20 protein-coding genes are annotated in these 20,582 nt (G+C 40.3%); 9 read left to right on the forward strand and 11 right to left on the reverse strand.

Annotated features, from left to right (window positions below; genetic code table 11):
• Window positions 1-1,073 precede the first annotated feature (1,073 nt).
• Window positions 1,074-2,303, forward strand: coding sequence for an OmpP1/FadL family transporter (locus tag E0409_RS12370; RefSeq protein ID WP_131291312.1), 1,230 nt, complete (start codon window positions 1,074-1,076; stop codon window positions 2,301-2,303).
• Window positions 2,304-2,643: 340 nt separating this feature from the next.
• Window positions 2,644-3,786, forward strand: coding sequence for an OmpP1/FadL family transporter (locus E0409_RS12375; RefSeq protein WP_131291314.1), 1,143 nt, complete (start codon window positions 2,644-2,646; stop codon window positions 3,784-3,786).
• A gap of 73 nt (window positions 3,787-3,859) precedes the next feature.
• Here the strand turns inward: E0409_RS12375 and thrH are convergent, their stop codons facing one another.
• Entirely contained in the window at window positions 3,860-4,477 is a 618-nt protein-coding gene (gene thrH, locus E0409_RS12380) for a bifunctional phosphoserine phosphatase/homoserine phosphotransferase ThrH (RefSeq protein ID WP_086174763.1), read from the reverse strand.
• Window positions 4,478-4,676: 199 nt separating this feature from the next.
• On the opposite strand from thrH, the gene E0409_RS12385 reads away from it, so the two are divergent.
• Window positions 4,677-5,408 carry a phosphoadenylyl-sulfate reductase gene (locus E0409_RS12385; protein ID WP_086174764.1) on the forward strand — a complete coding sequence of 244 codons (732 nt, stop codon included), beginning with the start codon at window positions 4,677-4,679 and terminating at the stop codon, window positions 5,406-5,408.
• A 164-nt stretch (window positions 5,409-5,572) separates the two neighbouring features.
• Window positions 5,573-6,952 (forward strand): WS/DGAT/MGAT family O-acyltransferase, encoded by a 1,380-nt coding sequence (locus E0409_RS12390; protein WP_131291316.1) that lies wholly within the window; start codon window positions 5,573-5,575, stop codon window positions 6,950-6,952.
• Window positions 6,953-7,006: 54 nt separating this feature from the next.
• Here E0409_RS12390 and E0409_RS16520 read toward each other — a convergent pair whose 3' ends face one another.
• From E0409_RS16520 to E0409_RS12415, 6 genes are all read right to left on the reverse strand, one after another.
• Window positions 7,007-7,177, reverse strand: coding sequence for a PA1571 family protein (locus E0409_RS16520; RefSeq protein WP_165493735.1), 171 nt, complete (start codon window positions 7,175-7,177; stop codon window positions 7,007-7,009).
• A gap of 134 nt (window positions 7,178-7,311) precedes the next feature.
• Window positions 7,312-8,766: a ribonuclease G gene (rng, locus tag E0409_RS12395; RefSeq protein ID WP_067723934.1), complete on the reverse strand. Its 1,455-nt coding sequence runs from the start codon at window positions 8,764-8,766 to the stop codon at window positions 7,312-7,314.
• A 41-nt stretch (window positions 8,767-8,807) separates the two neighbouring features.
• Window positions 8,808-9,374 (reverse strand): Maf-like protein, encoded by a 567-nt coding sequence (locus E0409_RS12400; RefSeq protein WP_131291318.1) that lies wholly within the window; start codon window positions 9,372-9,374, stop codon window positions 8,808-8,810.
• Window positions 9,362-9,853: a rod shape-determining protein MreD gene (mreD, locus tag E0409_RS12405; RefSeq protein WP_131291320.1), complete on the reverse strand. Its 492-nt coding sequence runs from the start codon at window positions 9,851-9,853 to the stop codon at window positions 9,362-9,364. The genes E0409_RS12400 and mreD overlap by 13 nt, the downstream gene beginning before the upstream one ends.
• Complete coding sequence (gene mreC / locus E0409_RS12410; RefSeq protein ID WP_086192625.1) at window positions 9,840-10,697, reverse strand: rod shape-determining protein MreC; 858 nt, start codon at window positions 10,695-10,697, stop codon at window positions 9,840-9,842. Before mreC ends, mreD begins: the two co-directional genes overlap by 14 nt.
• Before the next feature lie 16 nt (window positions 10,698-10,713).
• The gene (locus E0409_RS12415) at window positions 10,714-11,760 is read right to left on the reverse strand and encodes a rod shape-determining protein (protein ID WP_067723930.1); all 1,047 of its coding nucleotides are present in this window, start codon (window positions 11,758-11,760) and stop codon (window positions 10,714-10,716) included.
• Between the two features lie 132 nt (window positions 11,761-11,892).
• On the opposite strand from E0409_RS12415, the gene gatC reads away from it, so the two are divergent.
• From gatC to gatB, 3 genes are read left to right on the forward strand one after another with little or no spacing between them, the layout of a single operon-like run.
• Window positions 11,893-12,207 carry an Asp-tRNA(Asn)/Glu-tRNA(Gln) amidotransferase subunit GatC gene (gene gatC, locus E0409_RS12420; RefSeq protein ID WP_067723929.1) on the forward strand — a complete coding sequence of 105 codons (315 nt, stop codon included), beginning with the start codon at window positions 11,893-11,895 and terminating at the stop codon, window positions 12,205-12,207.
• Window positions 12,208-12,260: 53 nt separating this feature from the next.
• Entirely contained in the window at window positions 12,261-13,739 is a 1,479-nt protein-coding gene (gene gatA / locus E0409_RS12425) for an Asp-tRNA(Asn)/Glu-tRNA(Gln) amidotransferase subunit GatA (protein WP_131291322.1), read from the forward strand.
• Window positions 13,739-15,193, forward strand: a complete 1,455-nt coding sequence (gene gatB, locus E0409_RS12430; RefSeq protein ID WP_131291324.1) for an Asp-tRNA(Asn)/Glu-tRNA(Gln) amidotransferase subunit GatB — start codon at window positions 13,739-13,741, stop codon at window positions 15,191-15,193. The genes gatA and gatB overlap by 1 nt, the downstream gene beginning before the upstream one ends.
• 62 nt (window positions 15,194-15,255) lie before the next feature.
• Here gatB and E0409_RS12435 read toward each other — a convergent pair whose 3' ends face one another.
• The gene (locus E0409_RS12435) at window positions 15,256-15,576 is read right to left on the reverse strand and encodes a bZIP transcription factor (protein ID WP_131291327.1); all 321 of its coding nucleotides are present in this window, start codon (window positions 15,574-15,576) and stop codon (window positions 15,256-15,258) included.
• 144 nt (window positions 15,577-15,720) lie between these two features.
• Between E0409_RS12435 and E0409_RS12440 the strand changes: the two genes are divergently transcribed.
• Entirely contained in the window at window positions 15,721-16,524 is an 804-nt protein-coding gene (locus tag E0409_RS12440; protein ID WP_131291329.1) for an NYN domain-containing protein, read from the forward strand.
• A 5-nt stretch (window positions 16,525-16,529) separates the two neighbouring features.
• On the forward strand, window positions 16,530-17,135 hold the full coding sequence (locus E0409_RS12445) for a hypothetical protein (protein ID WP_131291330.1): 606 nt from the start codon (window positions 16,530-16,532) through the stop codon (window positions 17,133-17,135).
• Window positions 17,136-17,312: 177 nt separating this feature from the next.
• On the opposite strand, the gene E0409_RS12450 is transcribed toward E0409_RS12445, so the two are convergent.
• The 3 genes from E0409_RS12450 to E0409_RS12460 form a co-directional block, all read right to left on the reverse strand.
• Window positions 17,313-17,837, reverse strand: coding sequence for a hypothetical protein (locus tag E0409_RS12450; protein WP_131291332.1), 525 nt, complete (start codon window positions 17,835-17,837; stop codon window positions 17,313-17,315).
• Window positions 17,838-18,092: 255 nt separating this feature from the next.
• Window positions 18,093-19,094 (reverse strand): hypothetical protein, encoded by a 1,002-nt coding sequence (locus tag E0409_RS12455; RefSeq protein ID WP_131291334.1) that lies wholly within the window; start codon window positions 19,092-19,094, stop codon window positions 18,093-18,095.
• 400 nt (window positions 19,095-19,494) lie between these two features.
• Complete coding sequence (locus tag E0409_RS12460) at window positions 19,495-20,565, reverse strand: DUF1176 domain-containing protein (RefSeq protein ID WP_131291336.1); 1,071 nt, start codon at window positions 20,563-20,565, stop codon at window positions 19,495-19,497.
• Window positions 20,566-20,582 lie beyond the last annotated feature (17 nt).

Here is a 20,582-nt window from a genome sequence, read left to right on the forward strand (position 1 = left end):
TATTGCTAATTTTAACTTCTGTCAACCAACTTTTATTGCTGATTTCATTATTTGTCAACCAAGCTTAATATTTGGATTCAAACATACCGGATAAACCCATAATGACTACGCAATGCAGCTACCCCATACTTCACATTCATTGAGGCATCTAGCTGACTGCGTTCATGTGGTCACCATCTCAGACCATGAATTGCTATATAAGTAATGATCAATAATTTCACTCAACAATTGCCCATCTTTAATACACCCTCCTCTTGAATCTATTGACTTAAGCAAGCCCAATCTTGAAGTACTTTTAAGTAACTATAGAATTAAGCCAATTTGAATCTTAAACAGGGAGTCATATCAAATCAAAAGTACTTAGGTAAATAAGGATACAAATAGGGATACAAATCAAAAATAGAAATCATCAAACCCAATATTATAAAGATATACAGCTCATAGTTCTATTCGCGCAGGGCGCACAATCGTTTTAGAGAAATACAAAATTTTCATATACAAAATCTCTGAAACTCAGATGGCCACATGAAATAAATATTTAATCAATTCACTTTCAATGACATTTTTTATTCACCACTTAAACTTTACTAATCCCATAAATAAGACCAGAAATTTTTAAAAATTCATAATAAATATAAAAAGATATAACCTAAAAAATAGCTTCCAGTATCCAGACTTCAATATATTGAGTTCTTTAATCTAAGCCGCAGAGTTCCTAGAACAAAATAGTGTGATCTAGCTAACAAATTATCACTACACTTTTCACGGTAAATGGTTGTTTTTTAATCAAATGAAAATCTAAACCAAATTCCAATCAATAATTTTTTATTTTTATTTTTCAATATATTACAAACACACCCTCACCCATATTTAGATTAAAAGCTCTAATAAAGTGTATTTTTACACTTATTTGTTTTTCTAGAGCATTTACTCTTTTTTTTATTGTGTTATTTTTGTCACATGGAGTAACAAATGATATTCGGTAAAAAACCGAAGTTACCAAAAAATGAATACTGAGCATAAATAACATAAATCTGCAGTAAAAAAATTTGTACCTCAAGGAAAGACACAAAATGAAATTAAAAACTCTTAGTACCGCGATTCTTCTTGCAACAGTACCAATGACAGGGGCTTTTGCAGCCGCGCTAGACCGTTCAGGTCAATCTATTTCAGCATTCCTACAACCTGGCAACTATTTTGAAGCGGGTATTTCGGTTTTAGATCCAGATGTATCTGGTAAGGCAAATGCAAATAATTCTAATCTCTCAGATATGGGAGATGATTATTACTTCCCAAGTGCGGCACTAAAACTACAACTAACGGATAATTTTTCATTTGGTTTAATTTACGATCAACCATTTGGTGCTGATGCAACTTACTCTACTACCGACCAAGTTTTAAACCCACTTACTGGAGAGGGTTTATTCCATAACGGGTCTGAATCGACCAAAGTTGAAGTGAAAACACAAAATATATCAATGCTATTTGGTTTTCAGCCAAATGAAAATTTAAATTTTTATGCAGGTCCAGTTTATCAAACTGTAAAAGGTGACGTTCAATTACGTGGTTTAGCATACGGTGGCAGTTCTACATTTGGTTCTTATGATGCCAATATAAAAGAAGATGGTTCTGTTGGGTGGTTAGCAGGTTTTGCTTATCAAATTCCTGATATTGCTTTAAAAGCATCTTTAACCTATCGTTCTGAAATTGACCATGATGCCAAAACCACTGAAACTTTCAATACAGGTTTATTTGCTGGATTTAACGCACTACCAAATTCAGATACTTCTATCACGACACCACAATCTGTTAACTTAGATTTCCAAACCGGCATCATGGCAGATACAGTAGCATTTGCTAATGTACGCTGGGTTGAATGGTCTAACTTCTCCATTCGCCCACCTAAATTTGGTACAGCTAGTGTACAAGCACCGGTTGTAGCTTCAACTGGAAAACCAAATGGCTTTGATTTAGTTGCATATTCCGATGATCAAATTTCTGCAACTGTTGGTGTTGGTCGTAAAGTAAATGATCAATGGGCAGGTAACGTATCAGTAGGTTATGACACTGGTGCAGGTAATCCAGTATCTACTCTTGGTCCTACTGAAGGTTACTGGAATGTAGGTTTAGGTTTACAATTCAGCCCAGCACCAAACTACTTCATCGCAGGTGGTGTGAAATACTTCTGGTTAGGTGATGCTAATGCTCAATCAGGTGCTCAATTCAATACGCCAGCGACTGTAGCTAAATTTGAAGACAATCACGCGCTTGCTTATGGTCTTAAAATTGGTTACCGTTTCTAATATTATTTAACTAAAAGATAAAAAGACCATTGTTCGCAATGGTCTTTTATACATCCTTTAAATCAAAATTGACTATCCATTCAAACTTATCCATGACTAAGTGTTTCTAATTTAAACAATCAGTTGTACTTTCCCCAATACATAAAATTAAATTAATTACTCTAATTTTTCACTTAAAAATCATTAATATACAAAAGTATTATTAGTACCTTTACTCTATTCAAGTCTATTATTTGAATTGTACAGTTTATTATCTACCCAGAGCTGAGCATTTACTCTTTTTTTATTTATGTTACTTTTCCATGACTTTTAGTTACAAAATGGCATCACGGAAAGAACTATGAAGCTCAACACCTTATCTATGGCTATCTTTATTAGCACTCTTCCACTTACTTCAGTAATTGCGGGTGGTTTAGACCGTTCAGGCCAATCAATTTCTGCTTTTTTACAGCCAGGAAATTATGCTGAAGCAGGTTTTACAGTTATTGATCCAACTGTAGAAGGTAAAGACATTGTTGGAAATCAAGTCAGCGATATGGGTGATGACTATTATTTCCCTACTGCAGCTGTGAAAATTCAAGCAACAGATCAAATTTCATTAGGTCTATTATATGATCAACCTTATGGTGCTGATGCGACATATGCTGTGGAAAACAGTGTATTTGCGGATAAAACAGTAAATCAAGGTACGCGTGTAGAAGTTAAAACCAATAATGTAACAGCATTAATAGGCTATCAACCGAATAAAAACTGGAATTTCTACGCAGGCCCTGTCTATCAAACCGTTGAAGGTAAAGTTTCTTTACGTGGTGCAGCTTATGGTGGCCCAGCGGTTTTAGGCGGCTATGACATTAACTTTAAAGAAGCGGAAGCCTATGGTTGGCTTGCGGGTGCAGCTTACTCCATTCCTGAAATCGCATTAAAAGCTGCAGTAACATATCGTTCCGAAATCAAACATGAATTAAATACAACCGAAAGCTTTGCTTTTGGCAAACTAAGTGGCTTGCAAAGTGAAACAGAAGTGGTCACACCGCAATCTGTAAATTTGGATTTGCAGTCAGGTATTGCTAAAAATACTTTAGCATTTGCAAATATTCGCTGGGTGCAATGGGATCAATTTGCGGTAGCGCCTAAAAATTTACATGCAAAATCTGGTGGCAAGAATTTAATTGATTACTCGGATGACCAATGGTCTATTACTACGGGTATTTCTCGAAAAATCAATGACAAATGGGCTGGCACAGCTTCTGTTGGATACGATTCTGGCGCAGGCAACCCTGTAACCACTTTAGGTCCTGTTGAAGGAAACTGGAATGTGGGTCTAGGTGCTCAGTATAGTCCAGCAGAAAGCTATTTTATCGCAGCTGGCGTAAAATATCTTTGGTTAGGTGATGCGAAAGCACAAACTGGCGGCAATGTGGTCGGTGATTTTGAAGACAACACAGCACTTGCCTATGGCCTGAAAATCGGTTACCGCTTCTAATTGCGTTAAACATTAGGACTAAACAAGAAAGGGCACCATTGGCGCCCTTTTCTTATTTCAAAGATTTAGGATCTTAAGCTGGAATATCACGTACAGAAGCATTACGAATCGCCTCTTTCAATGCTTCATAACCGTGAATAGCTGGAAATTGCGGGAACTCAGCAATCACATTTTCAGGAGCATCAAACAGGAAGCCATGATCTGCTTCGCCCAACATGGTGGTGTCATTATATGAATCACCTGCAGCAATCACACGAAAGTTTAAACCGTGCAATGCTTTAACTGCCTGACGCTTTTGATCCGGCTGGCGAAGTTTGTACGCAGAGATCATGCCATTTTCATCAGTTTCCAATTTATGGCAGAAAATGGTTGGCCAATCCAGCTGCTTCATTAAAGGATGAGCAAATTCATAGAAAGTGTCTGAAAGAATAATCAACTGGAAATGCGTACTTACCCATTTCACAAATTCTTTAGCACCCGGGAAAGGTCCCATATCTGCAATCACGTCCTGAATATCATTCAAGCCTAAACCGTGCTCTTTTAAAATATTCAGGCGCTGCGTCATCAACACATCGTAGTCCGGAATGTCACGTGTAGTGGCTTCCAATGCTTTAATTCCAGTTTTTTTGGCAAAGTTAATCCAAATTTCTGGAACTAACACACCCTCAAGATCAAGACATACGATTTCCATGGGTTCTCCCAATGTGAGTGAAAAAATTTTGCGCTATCATAGCTTAAAAACTGATATTTCAGGTGCTGTTTTTCAAATCTATTTTATTCATAAGTATTTATTTTTTAGTGCTAAGCAGATTATTTCAATTCTATTAAAATCGTTGTGAAATAAATTAATATAGGTTTTTAAGTATCCAAGCCTATAGCCAGGAACTGTCATGACTACCATCCCTACCATTGACCTTGTGGATGCACTTGCATCTGAATATGCCGATAAATCTCCCAGTGAGATTCTGGAACTTGCATTAAGCCAGCAAGGCGAAATTGCCATTTCATTTTCAGGTGCTGAAGATGTCGTTTTGATTGATATGGCCTCCCATCTGGGTAAGCCCTTCCGTGTCTTTAGTTTAGATACCGGCCGCTTACATGCAGAAACCTATCAATTTATCGATACTGTCCGTAAACACTACAATATTGAGATCGAAATTTGCTTCCCAGAAACAGAAACGATGCAAAAACTGGTCACTGAAAAAGGTTTCTTTAGCTTCTATCAAGATGGGCATAAAGAATGTTGCGGGATTCGTAAAGTTCAGCCCTTACGTAAAAAACTGGCTACGCTGGATGGTTGGATTACCGGTCAGCGTAAAGATCAAAGTCCGGGTACTCGGAATGAAATTCCCGTAGTTCAGGCGGATGCCGGTTTTTCAGGTCCAGGTAAACAACTCATTAAATATAATCCCTTGGCTAACTGGTCAAGCGCTGATGTATGGAACTATATTCGTATGATGGAAATTCCATATAATCCTTTGCATGAACGTGGTTTTATTTCGATTGGCTGTGAACCTTGCACCCGCCCTGTATTGCCAAACCAGCATGAACGTGAAGGTCGCTGGTGGTGGGAAGAAGCTACCCATAAAGAATGCGGATTGCACGCAGGAAATTTAAAATAATTTTCAAAAAAACCACTGTTATTCAGTGGTTTTTTTAACTTATCATTACACAGAAAGCAGTTCTTTTCTTTTTGAAAAAAGATATACTAAAAAACGGTTTTTATAATTCTAACAAGCCTGTTCATATAAGAACAGCCAAAAATTGCAGTGAGGCATTCCGCGCTATGCGTCCATTACACCCAATTGATTTTATTTTTTTGTCGCTAGAAAAACGGCAACAACCGATGCATGTCGGTGGACTGTTTCTATTTCAAATTCCTGACAATGCACCTGACACATTCATTCAAGATCTCGTTGCTGATATTCGTAAATCCAAGTGTCTTCCTGTTGCGCCTTTTAATAATAAACTCAATGGCCTATTTTGGGACGAAGACCAGGAATTTGATTTAGACCATCATTTCCGTCACATCGCGCTTCCGCATCCAGGTCGAATCCGTGAATTACTGACTTATATTTCACAAGAGCATAGCGCACTGCTTGATCGTGCTAAACCACTCTGGACCTGTAATATTATTGAAGGTATTGAAGGCAACCGCTTTGCCATGTACTTTAAAATTCACCATGCGATGGTTGATGGTATTGCCGGCATGCGTTTAGTCGAAAAATCACTATCCTATGATCCAGAAGCCAAGAGTATTGTTCCTCTCTGGTGTGTCGAAGGTCCTCGTGCTAAACGATTAAAAGAACCAAAAGCAAGCCGTATAAAGAAAATCATGGGAGCAGTAAAATCACAATTTGAAGCTACCCCTAAAGTTATGTATGAACTATCGCAAACCATCTGCAAAGATATGGGGCGCAATCCGGACTATGTTTCCAGCTTTCAGGCACCCAGCAGTATTTTAAATCAGCGAGTCAGTTCATCACGCCGTTTTGCTGCCCAATCCTTTGAATTGGGCCGTTTAAGTAAAATCGCAAAAGCACTCGGTGTCACCATCAATGATGTAGTCTTGGCCATCTGTTCTGGCGCTCTGCGTGAGTATTTGCTCAGTCATAACGCATTGCCGAAAAAACCGCTGATTGCTATGGTTCCTGCTTCAATTCGTGATGATGATTCTGAAGTTTCAAATCGTATTACCATGATTTTAGCTAATCTGGGTACGCATAAAGATACGCCTTTAGAACGCCTGCAAATTATTCGCCGTAGTGTATTAAATGCCAAGCAGCGGTTCAAACGCATGAATTCAAATCAGATTTTAAACTATAGCGCGCTGGTTTACGGTGCAGCGGGTCTAAATATTGTCTCGGGAATGATGCCAAAACGCCAAGCGTTCAATATTGTGATTTCTAATGTACCCGGACCGCGTGAACCGTTATATTGGAATGGTGCCAAACTGGATGCACTCTACCCGGCTTCTATTGTTTTAGATGGACAGGCCCTCAATATTACAATGACCAGTTATTTGGATAAATTGGAAGTGGGCTTAACAGGCTGTCGAAATGCCTTACCTAAAATGCAAAACCTACTGACTCACCTAGAAGATGAAATTCAGCGATTTGAAGAGGTCGTGGGTCAAGAAACCCCAAAGTTACAGGCGGTGAGTTAACCGCAAGTGATAAAGAGTAAATATGAATAAATTAAGGGGCTTTTGATGAGCCCCTTAATTTTTAATTGCACGACATTGATTTAATAATTGATGGCAGACCGAACGAATCATGGCAGCAGTAATCTGAACTTCTTTACCTTGCTCATCGACGATGTAACCATTCTGTGTTGGTTTATTATCTAACGCATTCAAACTTTTTTTAATAACTACTTGACTCATACTCATGTCATACCTCTTTTTTTGCTAAGCCAAAAAGGGAGATTTTGGCTTTGGCTACTGTGTATGACTAGTATTAGAAATTACATCAAGAAAGTAAAATTTCAGATGTAACAAGTATTTAACGATATTCTGTTACAATTTCAGCTCAGAATGATATCGTATTGCTCTTGCGTATATAGATTTTCCACCTGGAACTTGATCATACGCCCTATAAAGTGCTCTAAATCGGCCACTGCCGGTGCTTCGGCTGTTAACAATCGGTCAATCACCAAAGGGTGCGCAACAACGGTAAATTCACTTTTTGATTCAAAAGCGCGCGCATATCTTAAAATTTCTCGAAAAATTTCATAACACACCGTCTCTGCAGTTTTCACATAACCACGTCCCTGACAGGTCGAACATGATTCACATAACAAGTGCTCTAAAGATTCACGGGTACGCTTACGGGTCATTTCGACCAGGCCAAGCTCCGATACTTGCGTGATTTTAGTTTTGGCATGATCGCGTTCAAGCATGCGCTCAAACTGGCTCATCACTTCTTCACGATGCTGCGCTTCCTGCATATCAATGAAGTCGATAATGATAATGCCACCCAAATTGCGCAAACGCAGCTGACGTGCAATCACTTGCGTCGCTTCCATATTGGTTTTGAACACGGTGTCTTCCAGTGTCCGACCACCGACATATGAACCGGTATTGACATCAATCGTGGTCATCGCTTCAGTCTGGTCTAACATCAAATATCCGCCAGACTTAAGCGCTACACGTGTTTGTAACGCTTTTTGAATATCTTCTTCGACATTGTACAAGTCGAAAATAGGACGTTCACCTGGGTAGTGCACCAGTCTGGTTTGCATACTCGGTACAAATTCTTCGACAAACTCTAGCAACTTTGCATGAATTTCACGCGAATCGACTGAAATCTTAGCGGTATCTTCATTGGCTAAATCACGAATCACCCGTTGCGGAAGCGGAAGCTCTTCAAAAATCAGTGAAGGAACAGCGATACTGGTTTGCTTGCGCTGAATAAATTCCCAAAGCTTCGCCAGATAAGCCATATCTTGGGCAATTTCTGATTCTGGAATACCTTCAGCAGCAGTACGTACAATCACACTGCCCGGTAGCTTATGTTCAGTTTGAATGCCTTCAATCATCGAACGTAAGCGATCACGCTCCTGTTCAGATTCAATCCGTTGTGAAACGCCAGTATGATGACCATAGGGCATAAGAACGAGATAACGCGAAGGAATAGAAAGGTCAGTACTTAAACGCGCACCTTTGGTTCCGAGCATATCTTTCATCACTTGAACAGTGAGGATCTGACCCGGTTGTAGCAGCTCAAAAACATTGGGTGTCGGCTGATTACGCGGCCATACCATATCGTTAATATGCAAAAATGCGGTCCGAGATAAACCAATATCTACAAACGCGGCTTGCATACCTGGCAAAACGCGAACAACTTTGCCTTTGTAAATATTTCCAACCAAACCACGTTTAACCGTGCGCTCTACAAATAGTTCATTGACCGTACCATTTTGGATTAAGGCCACCCGACATTCCATAGGTGTGACGTTAATCAACAACTCGTCAGACATAATAAGACTCAAAACATTATAAAAATTCTTTTTTTCAGCCGTTAATTTAGTGCCTTAACCGACTGTAATAACTGTACTGTCTCATATAAAGGTAAGCCCACAACGTTACTATAACTTCCTTCTATGCGAGGAATATAACGTGCTGCAATCCCCTGAATGGCATAAGCTCCCGCTTTACCTACAGGTTCGCCTGTCGCCCAATAACTTTCCATATCATCGAGACTTAATTGTTGAAACTCAACCTGCGTTCGTACCACTATACTTGATTTTTCTGTCATTGTACGTACGCAAACACCTGAAAATACATCATGTTTACGACCTGAAATGCGTTGCCACATTTCAAAAGCATGTTGTTTAGATTCAGGTTTACCTAAAATTTGATGATCGACACCTAAACTGGTGTCAGCTGCGATAACAATGGCACCAGGGAATTGGTCCAAGACCACTTGAGCCTTGGTACATGCGAGACGTTCCACATAAGCTGCAATGCCCTCGCCTGCTAAAACCGATTCATCAATCTCTGGACTAAAAATTTCAAATTCCAGTCCAAGTTGCTGAAGCAGCTCCCGACGGCGCGGAGAACTCGAAGCGAGAATTAAACGCGCCATTTTCTTAACATAAAATAAATAACAGGGAAAACTAAAACGCTGCTCACAAAGGGCTGCCAGTGTCTTGCAATGGAAAATTGCATACCACCCATAATTTGAGCGATCCAGGTCATAAACAAATGTGCCAACACGGCCAAGAAACTAATGACCCATAGATTAGCAAAGGTCAAAATGCGTCGTTCCCGAGTTAAAAATCTGGCAATAAAAGTGATCATCACAAAGGTTAAAGCATTCATCCCCAAGGGTGCGTCCATCAGAAGATCGGTAAAAATACCGGTCGCAAAGGCAAACCAGATCCCGCACCATGTCGGCTGGCACATGATCCAGAACAGCATCACCAGCAACATGAATAATGGACGTGCGCCTGAAATAGCATAGGACAATGGATAAACGATCAGTACTGAACAGATAATGACTGAAACAATAATGGCAATTAAAGGATCACGGTTATTTTCAGAACGTAATTTAGCGAGCAGCATACGGTTGCTCCATCGCTAAAGAATCAGAAAAGAGCACCACCACATGATGTCCACCTGCCAATAGCGCTGCTGGAATCACCTCGATTTTGGCAAATTCACCCGAATTATGTCGATTCACTTTAGACACTGTTCCCACTAAGTAACCCGCAGGGAAATGTGCACCCAAACCTGAGCTATAGACTTTTTCACCGACTTTGATATTGGCACTGGTTGGAACATATTCCATTTTCAAATGACCTAAATCACCTGTACCGGTCACAATGGCACGCATTCCGGTATGTTCTAAACGTACAGATAGAGAATGCTCTTTATCGGACAACAGCATGATCCGGCTACTATGCGGATAAACATCGATAATTTGCCCCATAATGCCTTTGTCATCCAAAACCGTTTGACCGACTTTGAGCTGACTGCTTGCACCACGGTTAATCACAATAATATGTCTGAGTGGATCTGCATCTGTACCAATCACCTCTGCAATTTCCATACGCCCATCAATAATCAGTGGGGTATCGAGTAAACCTCTTAGACGGGTATTTTCAGCAGAAAGTTCAGATAATTTTTGCAGACGAACTTGCGCCTGTAAAAGCTCGGCTTGCATCGCGGTATTTTCACGACGTAACTGGGCTTCAGACTTGGTTTGTTGATTTAGCCATTCTCGCGATAACACTGGATAACTTGCTAAGGCATAAATAGGATTATATGCCGCATACAAGACATCACGTGCGGGCTGAATCACATGCGGCATGCGCCAATTAAAAAATAGCACGACCCAGCATGTGATGACCGCAATGATAAATGAGCGAAAAGATGGCGGTTGTCTAGAAAACAGATTTGTTTGCACCCGCCTGGTCCTTAACTTAGCCTACAAATAGCATGTCATGATTTGGATTATCAAAGAATTCTAAGACTTTACCACCACCACGCGTCACGCAAGTTAAAGGATCTTCTGCGACAACCACAGGTAAACCTGTTTCTTGTGCAAGCAGTTTATCGAGGTTACGTAATAATGCACCGCCACCTGTCAAGACAATGCCACGTTCTGCAATGTCAGACGACAATTCAGGAGGTGTTTGTTCAAGTGCAGATTTAACCGCAGATACAATATTTTGTAATGGGTCAGAAATGGCTTGCATAATTTCATCAGAAGTCACAGTAATTGCACGAGGCACACCTTCAGCCAGGTTACGACCACGAACTTCGATTTCGAGCGGTTTAGCACCTTCATCCGGCAATGCCATACCCACTTCTTTTTTAATCACTTCAGCAGTGGTTTCACCAATCACGCAGCCATGTGCTTTACGTACATAGTTAATGATCTGTTCATCAAATACATCACCGCCAATACGTAGCGAGTCTGCATAGACACAGCCTTGTAATGAAATAATGGCAATTTCAGTGGTACCACCACCGACATCAACCACCATTGAACCACATGCTTGCTCAACCGGCATACCCGCACCAATTGCAGCAGCCATTGGCTCTTCAATCAAGCGAACATCACGCGCACCGGCATTAAATACCGCTTCACGGATGGCACGGCGTTCTACCAGGGTTGATTTGCAAGGAACACAAACCACGACACGCGGTGCAGGTGGAAATAGACGTCTTTCATGCACTTTGCTGATAAATTGGTTCAGCATGGTTTCTGTAACTTCAAAATCGGCAATCACACCATCTTTCATGGGACGGATTGCAGTAATATTCGCAGGAGTACGACCAAGCATTTGCTTTGCATCAAGACCTACCGCGGCAACAATTTTTTGTGAACCACTGTGACGAATTGCCACAACCGTCGGTTCATTTAATATAATGCCTCGTCCTGGTGCATAAATAAGTGTATTTGCTGTACCTAAATCAATGGCTAGATCGGGCGAAAACAAGCCAATTAGTCTTTTTAGAATCACGGAGACGTTCTCGATTAAACTTTATGTGGACGCAAGGTGGCAACTTTAACTAAATGTGATGATTTGAACAAGTCAATCGCTTATTATAACGCACGATATTTTGAATTTTTTTAATACTGATCAGGTGATGTTATGTCTACAACGGATGCACAGCATTCTGCAGATTTAAATGCACAAACAGTTTCAGCAATCGCCAATCTTGCACGATTGTCGCTAGATGATACGCAATCTGCTGAATATGCTCAAAGTCTAAATAAAATTTTAGGCATGATGGAAACCTTAAAAGGCATTGACACAGAAGGTGTCGAGCCGCTTAAAAGCCCATTTGACAATCCGCAACCCTTACGTGAAGACGTGGTTTCTGAAGAAAATCATCGTGAAGAATATCAAGCTGTTGCACCTGCAACTCAAGATGGCTTGTACCTTGTTCCACGCGTGATTGAATAAATACCAATCAGTCAAACCATTTTTGTTAAATTAAACGTAAAGAATTATTTCTCATGACAGATTTACATCGCTTATCGATTCGTGAACTTTCTGAGGGTTTAGCTGGCTCTAAATTCTCGTCTCGTGAACTCACCGAACATTATTTAAAACGCATTGCAAAAATCGATGCCCAAGTACAAAGTTATGTCACGGTTACGCCTGAACAAGCCTTAGCTCAAGCAGATGCTGCGGATGCCCTGCGCCAATCTGGAATGGCCAATGTGTTGACTGGTGTTCCCGTTGCACACAAAGATATTTTCTGCACCCACGGCATTAAAACCACTGCCGGTTCTAAAATGCTGGACAACTTTATCTCTCCTTACGACGCGACCGTTGTAGCGAAAGGTAAAGTTGCAGGTTTGGTGACTTTAGGTAAAGTGAACATGGACGAATTCGCCATGGGCTCGACCTCAGAGTCATCTTACTTTGGCGCAACCAAAAACCCGTGGGCGCTTGATCATGTTCCGGGTGGTTCTTCAGGTGGTTCTGCTGCAGCTGTAGCGGCTGATCTTGCACCGTTTGCAACCGGTACTGACACGGGTGGTTCAATTCGCCAACCTGCGTCTTTCTGTGGTCTTACAGGGCTTAAACCGACTTATGGTCGTGTGTCTCGTTTCGGGATGATCGCCTATGCATCATCTTTAGACCAAGGCGGCCCGATGGCGCGTTCAGCTGAAGACTGTGCTTATTTGATGAATGGGATGGCAGGTCATGATGACCGTGACTCAACTTCGGTAAATAAAGACGTTGATGATTACGTAGCCAACTTGAACGGTACTTCGGTTAAAGGTTTACGCATTGGTATTCCAAAACAGTACTTCAATGTTGCCGGTTTAGATGCTGACGTGAAAGCACGCGTTGAAGAATCGTTGAAAAAATTGGAAGAGATGGGCGCGACTCTGGTTGAGATTGATCTCAACATGACTGATGCTTATGTTCCGACCTATTACCTGATTGCACCTGCTGAAGCATCGTCTAACTTACAACGCTTTGATGGTGTTCGTTACGGCTACCGCTGTGAAAATCCGGTGGATTTAACAGACTTGTACAAGCGTTCACGTTCAGAAGGTTTTGGTCCTGAAGTTCAACGTCGTATCTTGATTGGTACATATGCGCTTTCTGCCGGTTATTACGATGCTTACTACGTAAAAGCACAAAAAGTACGTCGTCTCATCCAGCAAGATTTCTTAAAAGCCTTTGAATCTGTAGACGTGATTGCTGCACCTTCTGCACCAACCACAGCCTATAAAATTGGTGCATCTTTAGACCCAGTTGAAATGTATTTGGGCGACATCTACACCATCGCTGTGAACCTGGCAGGTTTGCCAGCAATTAACGCGCCTGTTGGTTTTGATAAAGATCAATTACCCGTTGGCTTACAGTTGATTGGTAACTACTGGTCAGAATCTCAATTGTTGTCTGTTGTACATCAGTATCAACAAGCAACCGATTGGCATACCAAACGTGCGGCAATTGCAGAGGAGACAGTGTAATGGCGAAGCTGATTGATGGTTGGGAAGTTGTTATTGGTTTAGAAATCCATACACAGCTCAACACAAACTCTAAAATTTTCTCTGGTTCTTCGACGACTTTTGGTCAAGACCCAAATACCCAAGCCAGCTTGGTTGACTTGGCGATGCCAGGTGTATTGCCAGTACTCAACAAAGCAGTTGTCGAGTTGGCGGTGCGTTTCGGTTTAGGGATCGATGCGTATATTGACAAAGCGTCTGTATTTGCACGTAAAAACTACTTCTACCCTGACTCTCCAAAAGGCTACCAAATCAGCCAGATGGACAACCCGATTGTGGGCTTGGGTCATGTTGATATTCAGCTTGAAGATGGCACTGTAAAACGTATTGGCGTGACACGTGCGCATCTGGAAGAAGATGCCGGTAAATCTTTACATGAAGATTTTGCAGGCATGACCGGTATCGACTTGAACCGTGCCGGTACTCCGCTGCTTGAAATCGTATCTGAACCGGATATGCGTTCTGTTGAAGAGGCTGTGGCTTATGTAAAAACCATTCACACCCTTGTACGCTGGTTAGGTATTTCTGACGGTAACATGGCGGAAGGTTCGTTCCGTTGTGACTGTAACGTGTCGTTACGTCGTCCGGGTAATGAATTCGGTACGCGTTGTGAATTGAAAAACATCAACTCTTTCCGTTTCATTGAAAAAGCGATCAATGTTGAAATTGAACGCCAAATGGACATTTTGGAAAGTGGCGGCAGAATCATCCAAGAAACCCGTTTGTTCGATCCGAACAAAATGGAAACGCGTTCTATGCGTTCTAAAGAAGAAGCCAACGATTACCGTTACTTCCCTGATCCAGACTTGTTGCCTGTGATTATTTCTGATGAGCAAATTGAAGCGATTCGTGCGGAACTTCCTGAGTTACCGAAAGCACGTCGTGAGCGTTTTGTATCTGAGCATCAATTGTCTGAATATGATGCACACGTACTCACTGGTTCACGTGAATTGGCTGATTTCTACGAAGCTGTAGTGGTTGCTGCAGGTGGCGCGAAACAGGCGAAATTGGCAGCTAACTGGGTGATGGGTGAATTCTCTGCAGCTTTAAACAAAGCGAACCTGGAAATTACCGATTCTCCAATTTCAGCTGAACAGCTTGGCGGCATGATTGCGCGTATTGTAGACAATACAATCAGCGGTAAAATTGCGAAACAAGTCTTCGGCTTTATGTGGGAATCCAATGGTCAATCTGCCGATGCCATTATTGCGGAAAAAGGCTTGAAGCAAGAAACCGATACTGGCGCGATTGAAGCGATCATTAAAGAAGTTCTTGCTGCAAACGAGAAGATGGTTGAAGAATACAAGTCTGGTAAAGAGAAAGCCTTTAACGGTCTTGTAGGTCAAGTGATGAAAGCGTCACGCGGTAAAGCCAACCCTGCTCAAGTAAATGAATTGATGAAGAAATTGATTGGTTAAGCTGATCTAATTATTCAGAAAAAACCCGCTTTAGAGCGGGTTTTGTTTTGAAATTTAGATTTTCAATATTCTGACTCAACTGGGCTATTTCCCACTTCATTCTGTAAATCGTCAATTTGACCTTCGACTTCAGGAACAACTTCTCTCCAATTTTGATCTTCAAAGTTTTGGACTTGACTATCAATTTCATTAATCTTTTCTTCTAAATTTGCTATGTGATCATTCAATTTTTGGATTTGTTCTTGTTGTTCACTGATTATTTGATCTTTTTCACTTACCATCTCATCATATTCATCTTCTGAGATTCTATTTCCACCACAACCAATTAAAGGTGTCATTAAAGCTAAGGAAATAAAAGCAACAGAAAAATATTTAATTTTCATAGTTCAAATACATTCATAACAAAATTTTGATTAATATTACTCTTATCGAGACAATAAAAACCACTTTACCTAAAGCTTTTTATTTCAAAATAAATTATATTTATCATTTAGTTAAAATTAAAAATATAGAACAAGGGGTAAATTTTGGCTACAAGTAAAACGATATTTAATATTACTGAAGAACGCACTTCTAAGTTAGCTGTTTTAATCGATGCGGATAATGCTTCAGCAAAGGATATAAAAAATATTTTAGATGAACTCACAAAATATGGTGAAGCAACAGTCAAAAGGATTTATGGAAACTTCACAAGCACACAAAACACCCAATGGAAAAAAATAATAAACGAGCTTGCTATTAAACCCGTCCAACAATTTGAATATACAACAGGAAAAAATGCCACTGACGGTTTTATGATTATTGATGCAATGGATTTGTTATATACAAATCGATTTGACGGTTTTGCCATTGTCTCTAGTGATAGTGACTTTACTGCTCTAGCTATTCGTATCAAAGAACAAGGAGCTACAGTTTATGGTTTTGGAAAAAAACAGACTCCTGAAGCTTTCAAGAACGCGTGCTCTCAATTTATTTATGTAGAAAACTTACGAACAGATGAAGTTGAAGAAGAAATAATTATTCCAAAAAGCATTTCAAAAACCGCCTCTAAAGAAAATGAAGTTATCCTAAAAAGTGAACCAATACAGAATATAAATACTACTCTTCCCTTACATACCATTAAGCAAATTTTCGACAATCAGGATTCTGAATGGATAACTGTTGCATCATTCGGTTCTCAATGGAAACTATTGCAAACTGATTTTGATCCAAGAAATTATGGCTTTAAAAAACTTGGTGATTTAGTAAAAAATACACCTCAACTTTTTGAATATGATGAAAGAACTTTGGACAATGGTCATAAACATTCTTATATGAAGTTAAAGAAATAAAATATATGACTATCAAAAAAGTAAGCTCTATAACCAAGCTCGAAGACTTAGGACGTACCCGCCTATCCAAATCCTTTTTTATGCGTGATTTCCTCTACAGCGAAATCGCCAACTGGTACGGTGTTCCAAACTTTCCTGATCATCCTGATATTGCCATTCGAACAGGCACACAACTTTGCGAAAAACTGCTTGAACCACTGCAAGACAAATTTGGACGTATCGCCATTCGATCTGCATATCGCTCACCAAGAGTGAATCAAATGGGCAATGAAAAAGGACATAACTGCGCGAGTAATGAGAAAAATTATGCTAGCCATATTTGGGACTATCCCGATGCCAATGGTTTTGGTGCAACAGCGTGTATTGTCATTCCCTCATTTTTAGAACTGTATGAAAAAGACCAATCAAACTGGCAACAGCTTGCCTATTGGATTCATAACAATTTAAATTATAGCCACCTTACTTTTTTCCCAAAACTGTGCGCATTTAATATTGGTTGGCATGAGCAGCCTGCACGGGAAATTTATAGTTATATTCAACCCAAAGGATATTTACTGAGAGGTGAAACGGTGAATAAAGAGTTTGAGAAGTTCTATCCTAATTTATTGTAATTCTTTTCCTTGCGAAGCTTCACTTCTCATTTTTAAGAAAGGGAGACTTTGTCAAGTGATCAACTCGATACGTGTGATTCCCTCTCCTTTGGCAAAGGAGAGGGCTAGGGAGAGGATTTTATGATGATCTTGAAAAATCCCCCTAAATCCCCCTTTTCCAAAGGGGGACTTTTTTACTTATTTATTCCGAATAGTCCCCAACTTATTCCACACATCAGGCGTCAAAAAAGTCATCACCATCTTATTCAGGTCGACATAACGCAGCACACCTTTCAACTGCTTATTCACCTCAGGATTTTTCACAATGGCTTCACCCGTAGTACGACCTAATTCCTGAAAACTATCGCCTACAGCTTGCAAGCCTTCTGCTTGAATCACGGCTTTGGTTTGTGCAGGACACTGCTCCACCAAGATGCGCTGTAAAACGGTCGCTAGACTTTTATCCAGTTGCTCTTTCTGAACATCGGTCACCTGACTAAAACTTTTTAAATCTGGATGCGTCGATAAAGCCACAAAGGTCCATTGCAGTACAGTCTTCTTATCCGTCTCGGTTGTCGATTTCACCAGACAATCACTCAGCTGCTCGACCGTTGGTCCTGCTGTCGCCAATTGCGCGGAACCCAACAATGCAACCGCCATCAAAGCTGAAAAACCGATACGTGAAATGCTGTGATGAGTCGTGGTTAAAACTTTGCGAGACATAAGGCGAACTCCAGTGAAAAATCATTGTCTTTGTATCATAACGCTGAGGTTTTTACCTGTTATGACTCTGTAAACTGGACTCACTAAAAATTGAATTCAACACCAAAAAATGATGTTTTCTATTCAAGTAAAATATCGAATCCAACAAAATGAAATTCATCTGGGCTATGGTTTAGACATCATCCTTTATCCCACCATTTGGATCATCCAGCTGACTGGACGAGTCTTTTAAAATCCAAAATGAATGCAGACAAATTACTTGATCTGCCTCAACATATGCTTCGCCCCAGCATGATTATGATTATTGGCCAAATTCTGCAAAATTTTGACTGCCTGCGCTTTTGAATTAGAAAAACGACTGCTATAACTCGGTACGCTGGTTAAACAACGCGCAACCAGCACGCCAGATTCCGCATAGACATTTGCCGCATTCGAACCATGTAACTTTCCAAAGTTATAAGCGCGTTGTGCATTATTACAGGCAGCCACCTGATTGGTTCCTTTATTTAAATCACGACGTGCTGAAACATAATATTTAAGCTGTTGCTGCTGTGGTGTTTCGACAACTGATGCAGACTGTTTTACGGGCAATGGAGGCGTAGGCTTGGTCTCTTTTTTAGCTTCCGCCTCTTTAGCCTCTTTTTTAACTTCAACTTCTTTTGGCGTGGTCGTTTTACTCGGTGTATTTTTAGCAGTTTGATTATTTGCAGTGGTTTTTTTTGAAGCAGGAGTATTTGAAGAACTGGCACTAGAATAAAATTTTTGAGCGTCTAAAGCCGTCATTATTTTAGTTTGAAGCGCGACCATACGGGCGTCACTACCATCATCTAATTTGCGTTCAGCAACAGGTTCAATGGATACAATCCAGCTTTGCCCATCACTTTGCACACACTTATATGCGCCTATGCCTTGCTTGACACTGCTATAGGTAGAGAGCAGTTTTTTATCCCATTGATTCTTTACTAAACTCATTGAACTTTTATGTAAAAGAGAGAACTTTCCATGCTTGGCAGAACAATAACTATTTAAATGTTTTCTTGGATATAAAGATTGAGGTTCTTTATTGCTTTGCTTTGGTCCCCAAGAATAGACATATTCTTTCGCCCGACCATTTGCAGCATTAATATTTTTCTGAACAATGAGCTCCTGAGGTGAGGTAAAATTTTTAACTGAATCCGAGTTAAAACTGTCAATACTGGTACAGCCATGTAAAGCGATGCCCACTCCACCAATCAAGATTATTGTTCTGAAATTCACGTATCAATTCTCAATTATGCCGTATGAGATGAAAGTATATGAAAATACAAAAAATAACAAACTCATAACTTTGATTTCATTATTGATTTTATTGAATTGATTTTTTAATTTTTCATTTAAAGCCCACCAAAAACTGCCAATTTTTAAATGTTTTTCGCTTAAAATTTGAACCACATAACAATTAAATCGCATTTTTAAAATTTTATAAGTGGTTTAAAGAAATTTATCACTAAAGCCATTCGACAATTTCAATAATGAAATGACCAAGTTTTATCTTTTTTATCAAAATGATTTTTTTATTTTCTTGAACATATATCTGACTGATTGCTTTTCAATAATCGCCTCATGAGCAATAGATGCTCCAACCGATCTCATTCATCCTTCCTATTTACCATATGAATCACTTCACCACAGCTTCAATCAGATACAGATCCCAAATTCCACCCGGGAAACCTTTGCACATGCCTGTCCAGCGATCCAGCGTTTTCACAAAAGTTTGACCGTTCCAGATCCATTGGCTCATTGCCCAGCAATCTCCAAGACCACGCCCCTTTTGCGCACTGCTGATTTCACCTGCTGCAAAGTCTGAGGCAAATTCAGTCACAAAGGTCGCCTTGCCTTTTAAAGATTCTTCCAACACCCAGGCACCATAGCCTTCATTATAGGCACCACGCCAGCATAGCGTTGTTGCCAGAACTTTATGATTGGTGAGTTTATAAAGTTCTATGGCTTGGGGTTTTGCAACCGTTTCTTCATTAATACCTTCACAGAATACATGAGCATCCTGAAGCTCTGGTTGGGCAGCCATGAGAAGCGTATGTACGGCTTGATACTGTTCAGTATTTGGCTGTAGTGTTAAATAAGGTTTGGTAGCTGTGTTGACCTTTTTGACCATCGGCTTTGGCTGTGCAGCTAGAACTTTTGATTCATTTGCCGATCCTTTTTTTACCAATGCTCCGACTGTGCCAGTACGCTTCTGGAAATCATCCATTTTCAATAAAGTTGCAGTCATGCCCGCATCTGAAACCTGCCAGGTGTAATGGTTATTTTTAAATACGATTTTTACATTTTTCTGGGTGTATTGTAATAATCCATTGATTTGCTGGGCATTCAGCGTTCCAATTAAAGCTTGAGCGGAAGGTTTTACATTGACTGCGCCAAAATCTTTGCCATTCAGATAAAGTCGAATATTTTTAAGTTTTTTACTGTCTAAAGTCTGACCATCACGGGATAAGGCAAAATTCCCTTGAACTACCTGTTTCGCCCCGGCCTGACGCATCAGCAATATCGAAGCCGGCATCGCCTGAGCACTATCAGTCTGATAACCTGCCGCCCGACACGTTCCAGTATTGCTACAATGGACCTCCCAATCCAGATAAGAAAAAGACCGGCCTTGAATATCTTGGGCCACAGTGAATGGACTCAGCGCGGTTAAACAAATGAGAGACATCAAACTGTAGAAAACTTTCATCTTTTCTTATCCCAGCC

This window comes from Acinetobacter sp. ANC 4862, from assembly GCF_004336635.1.
Lineage (GTDB): Bacteria > Pseudomonadota > Gammaproteobacteria > Pseudomonadales > Moraxellaceae > Acinetobacter.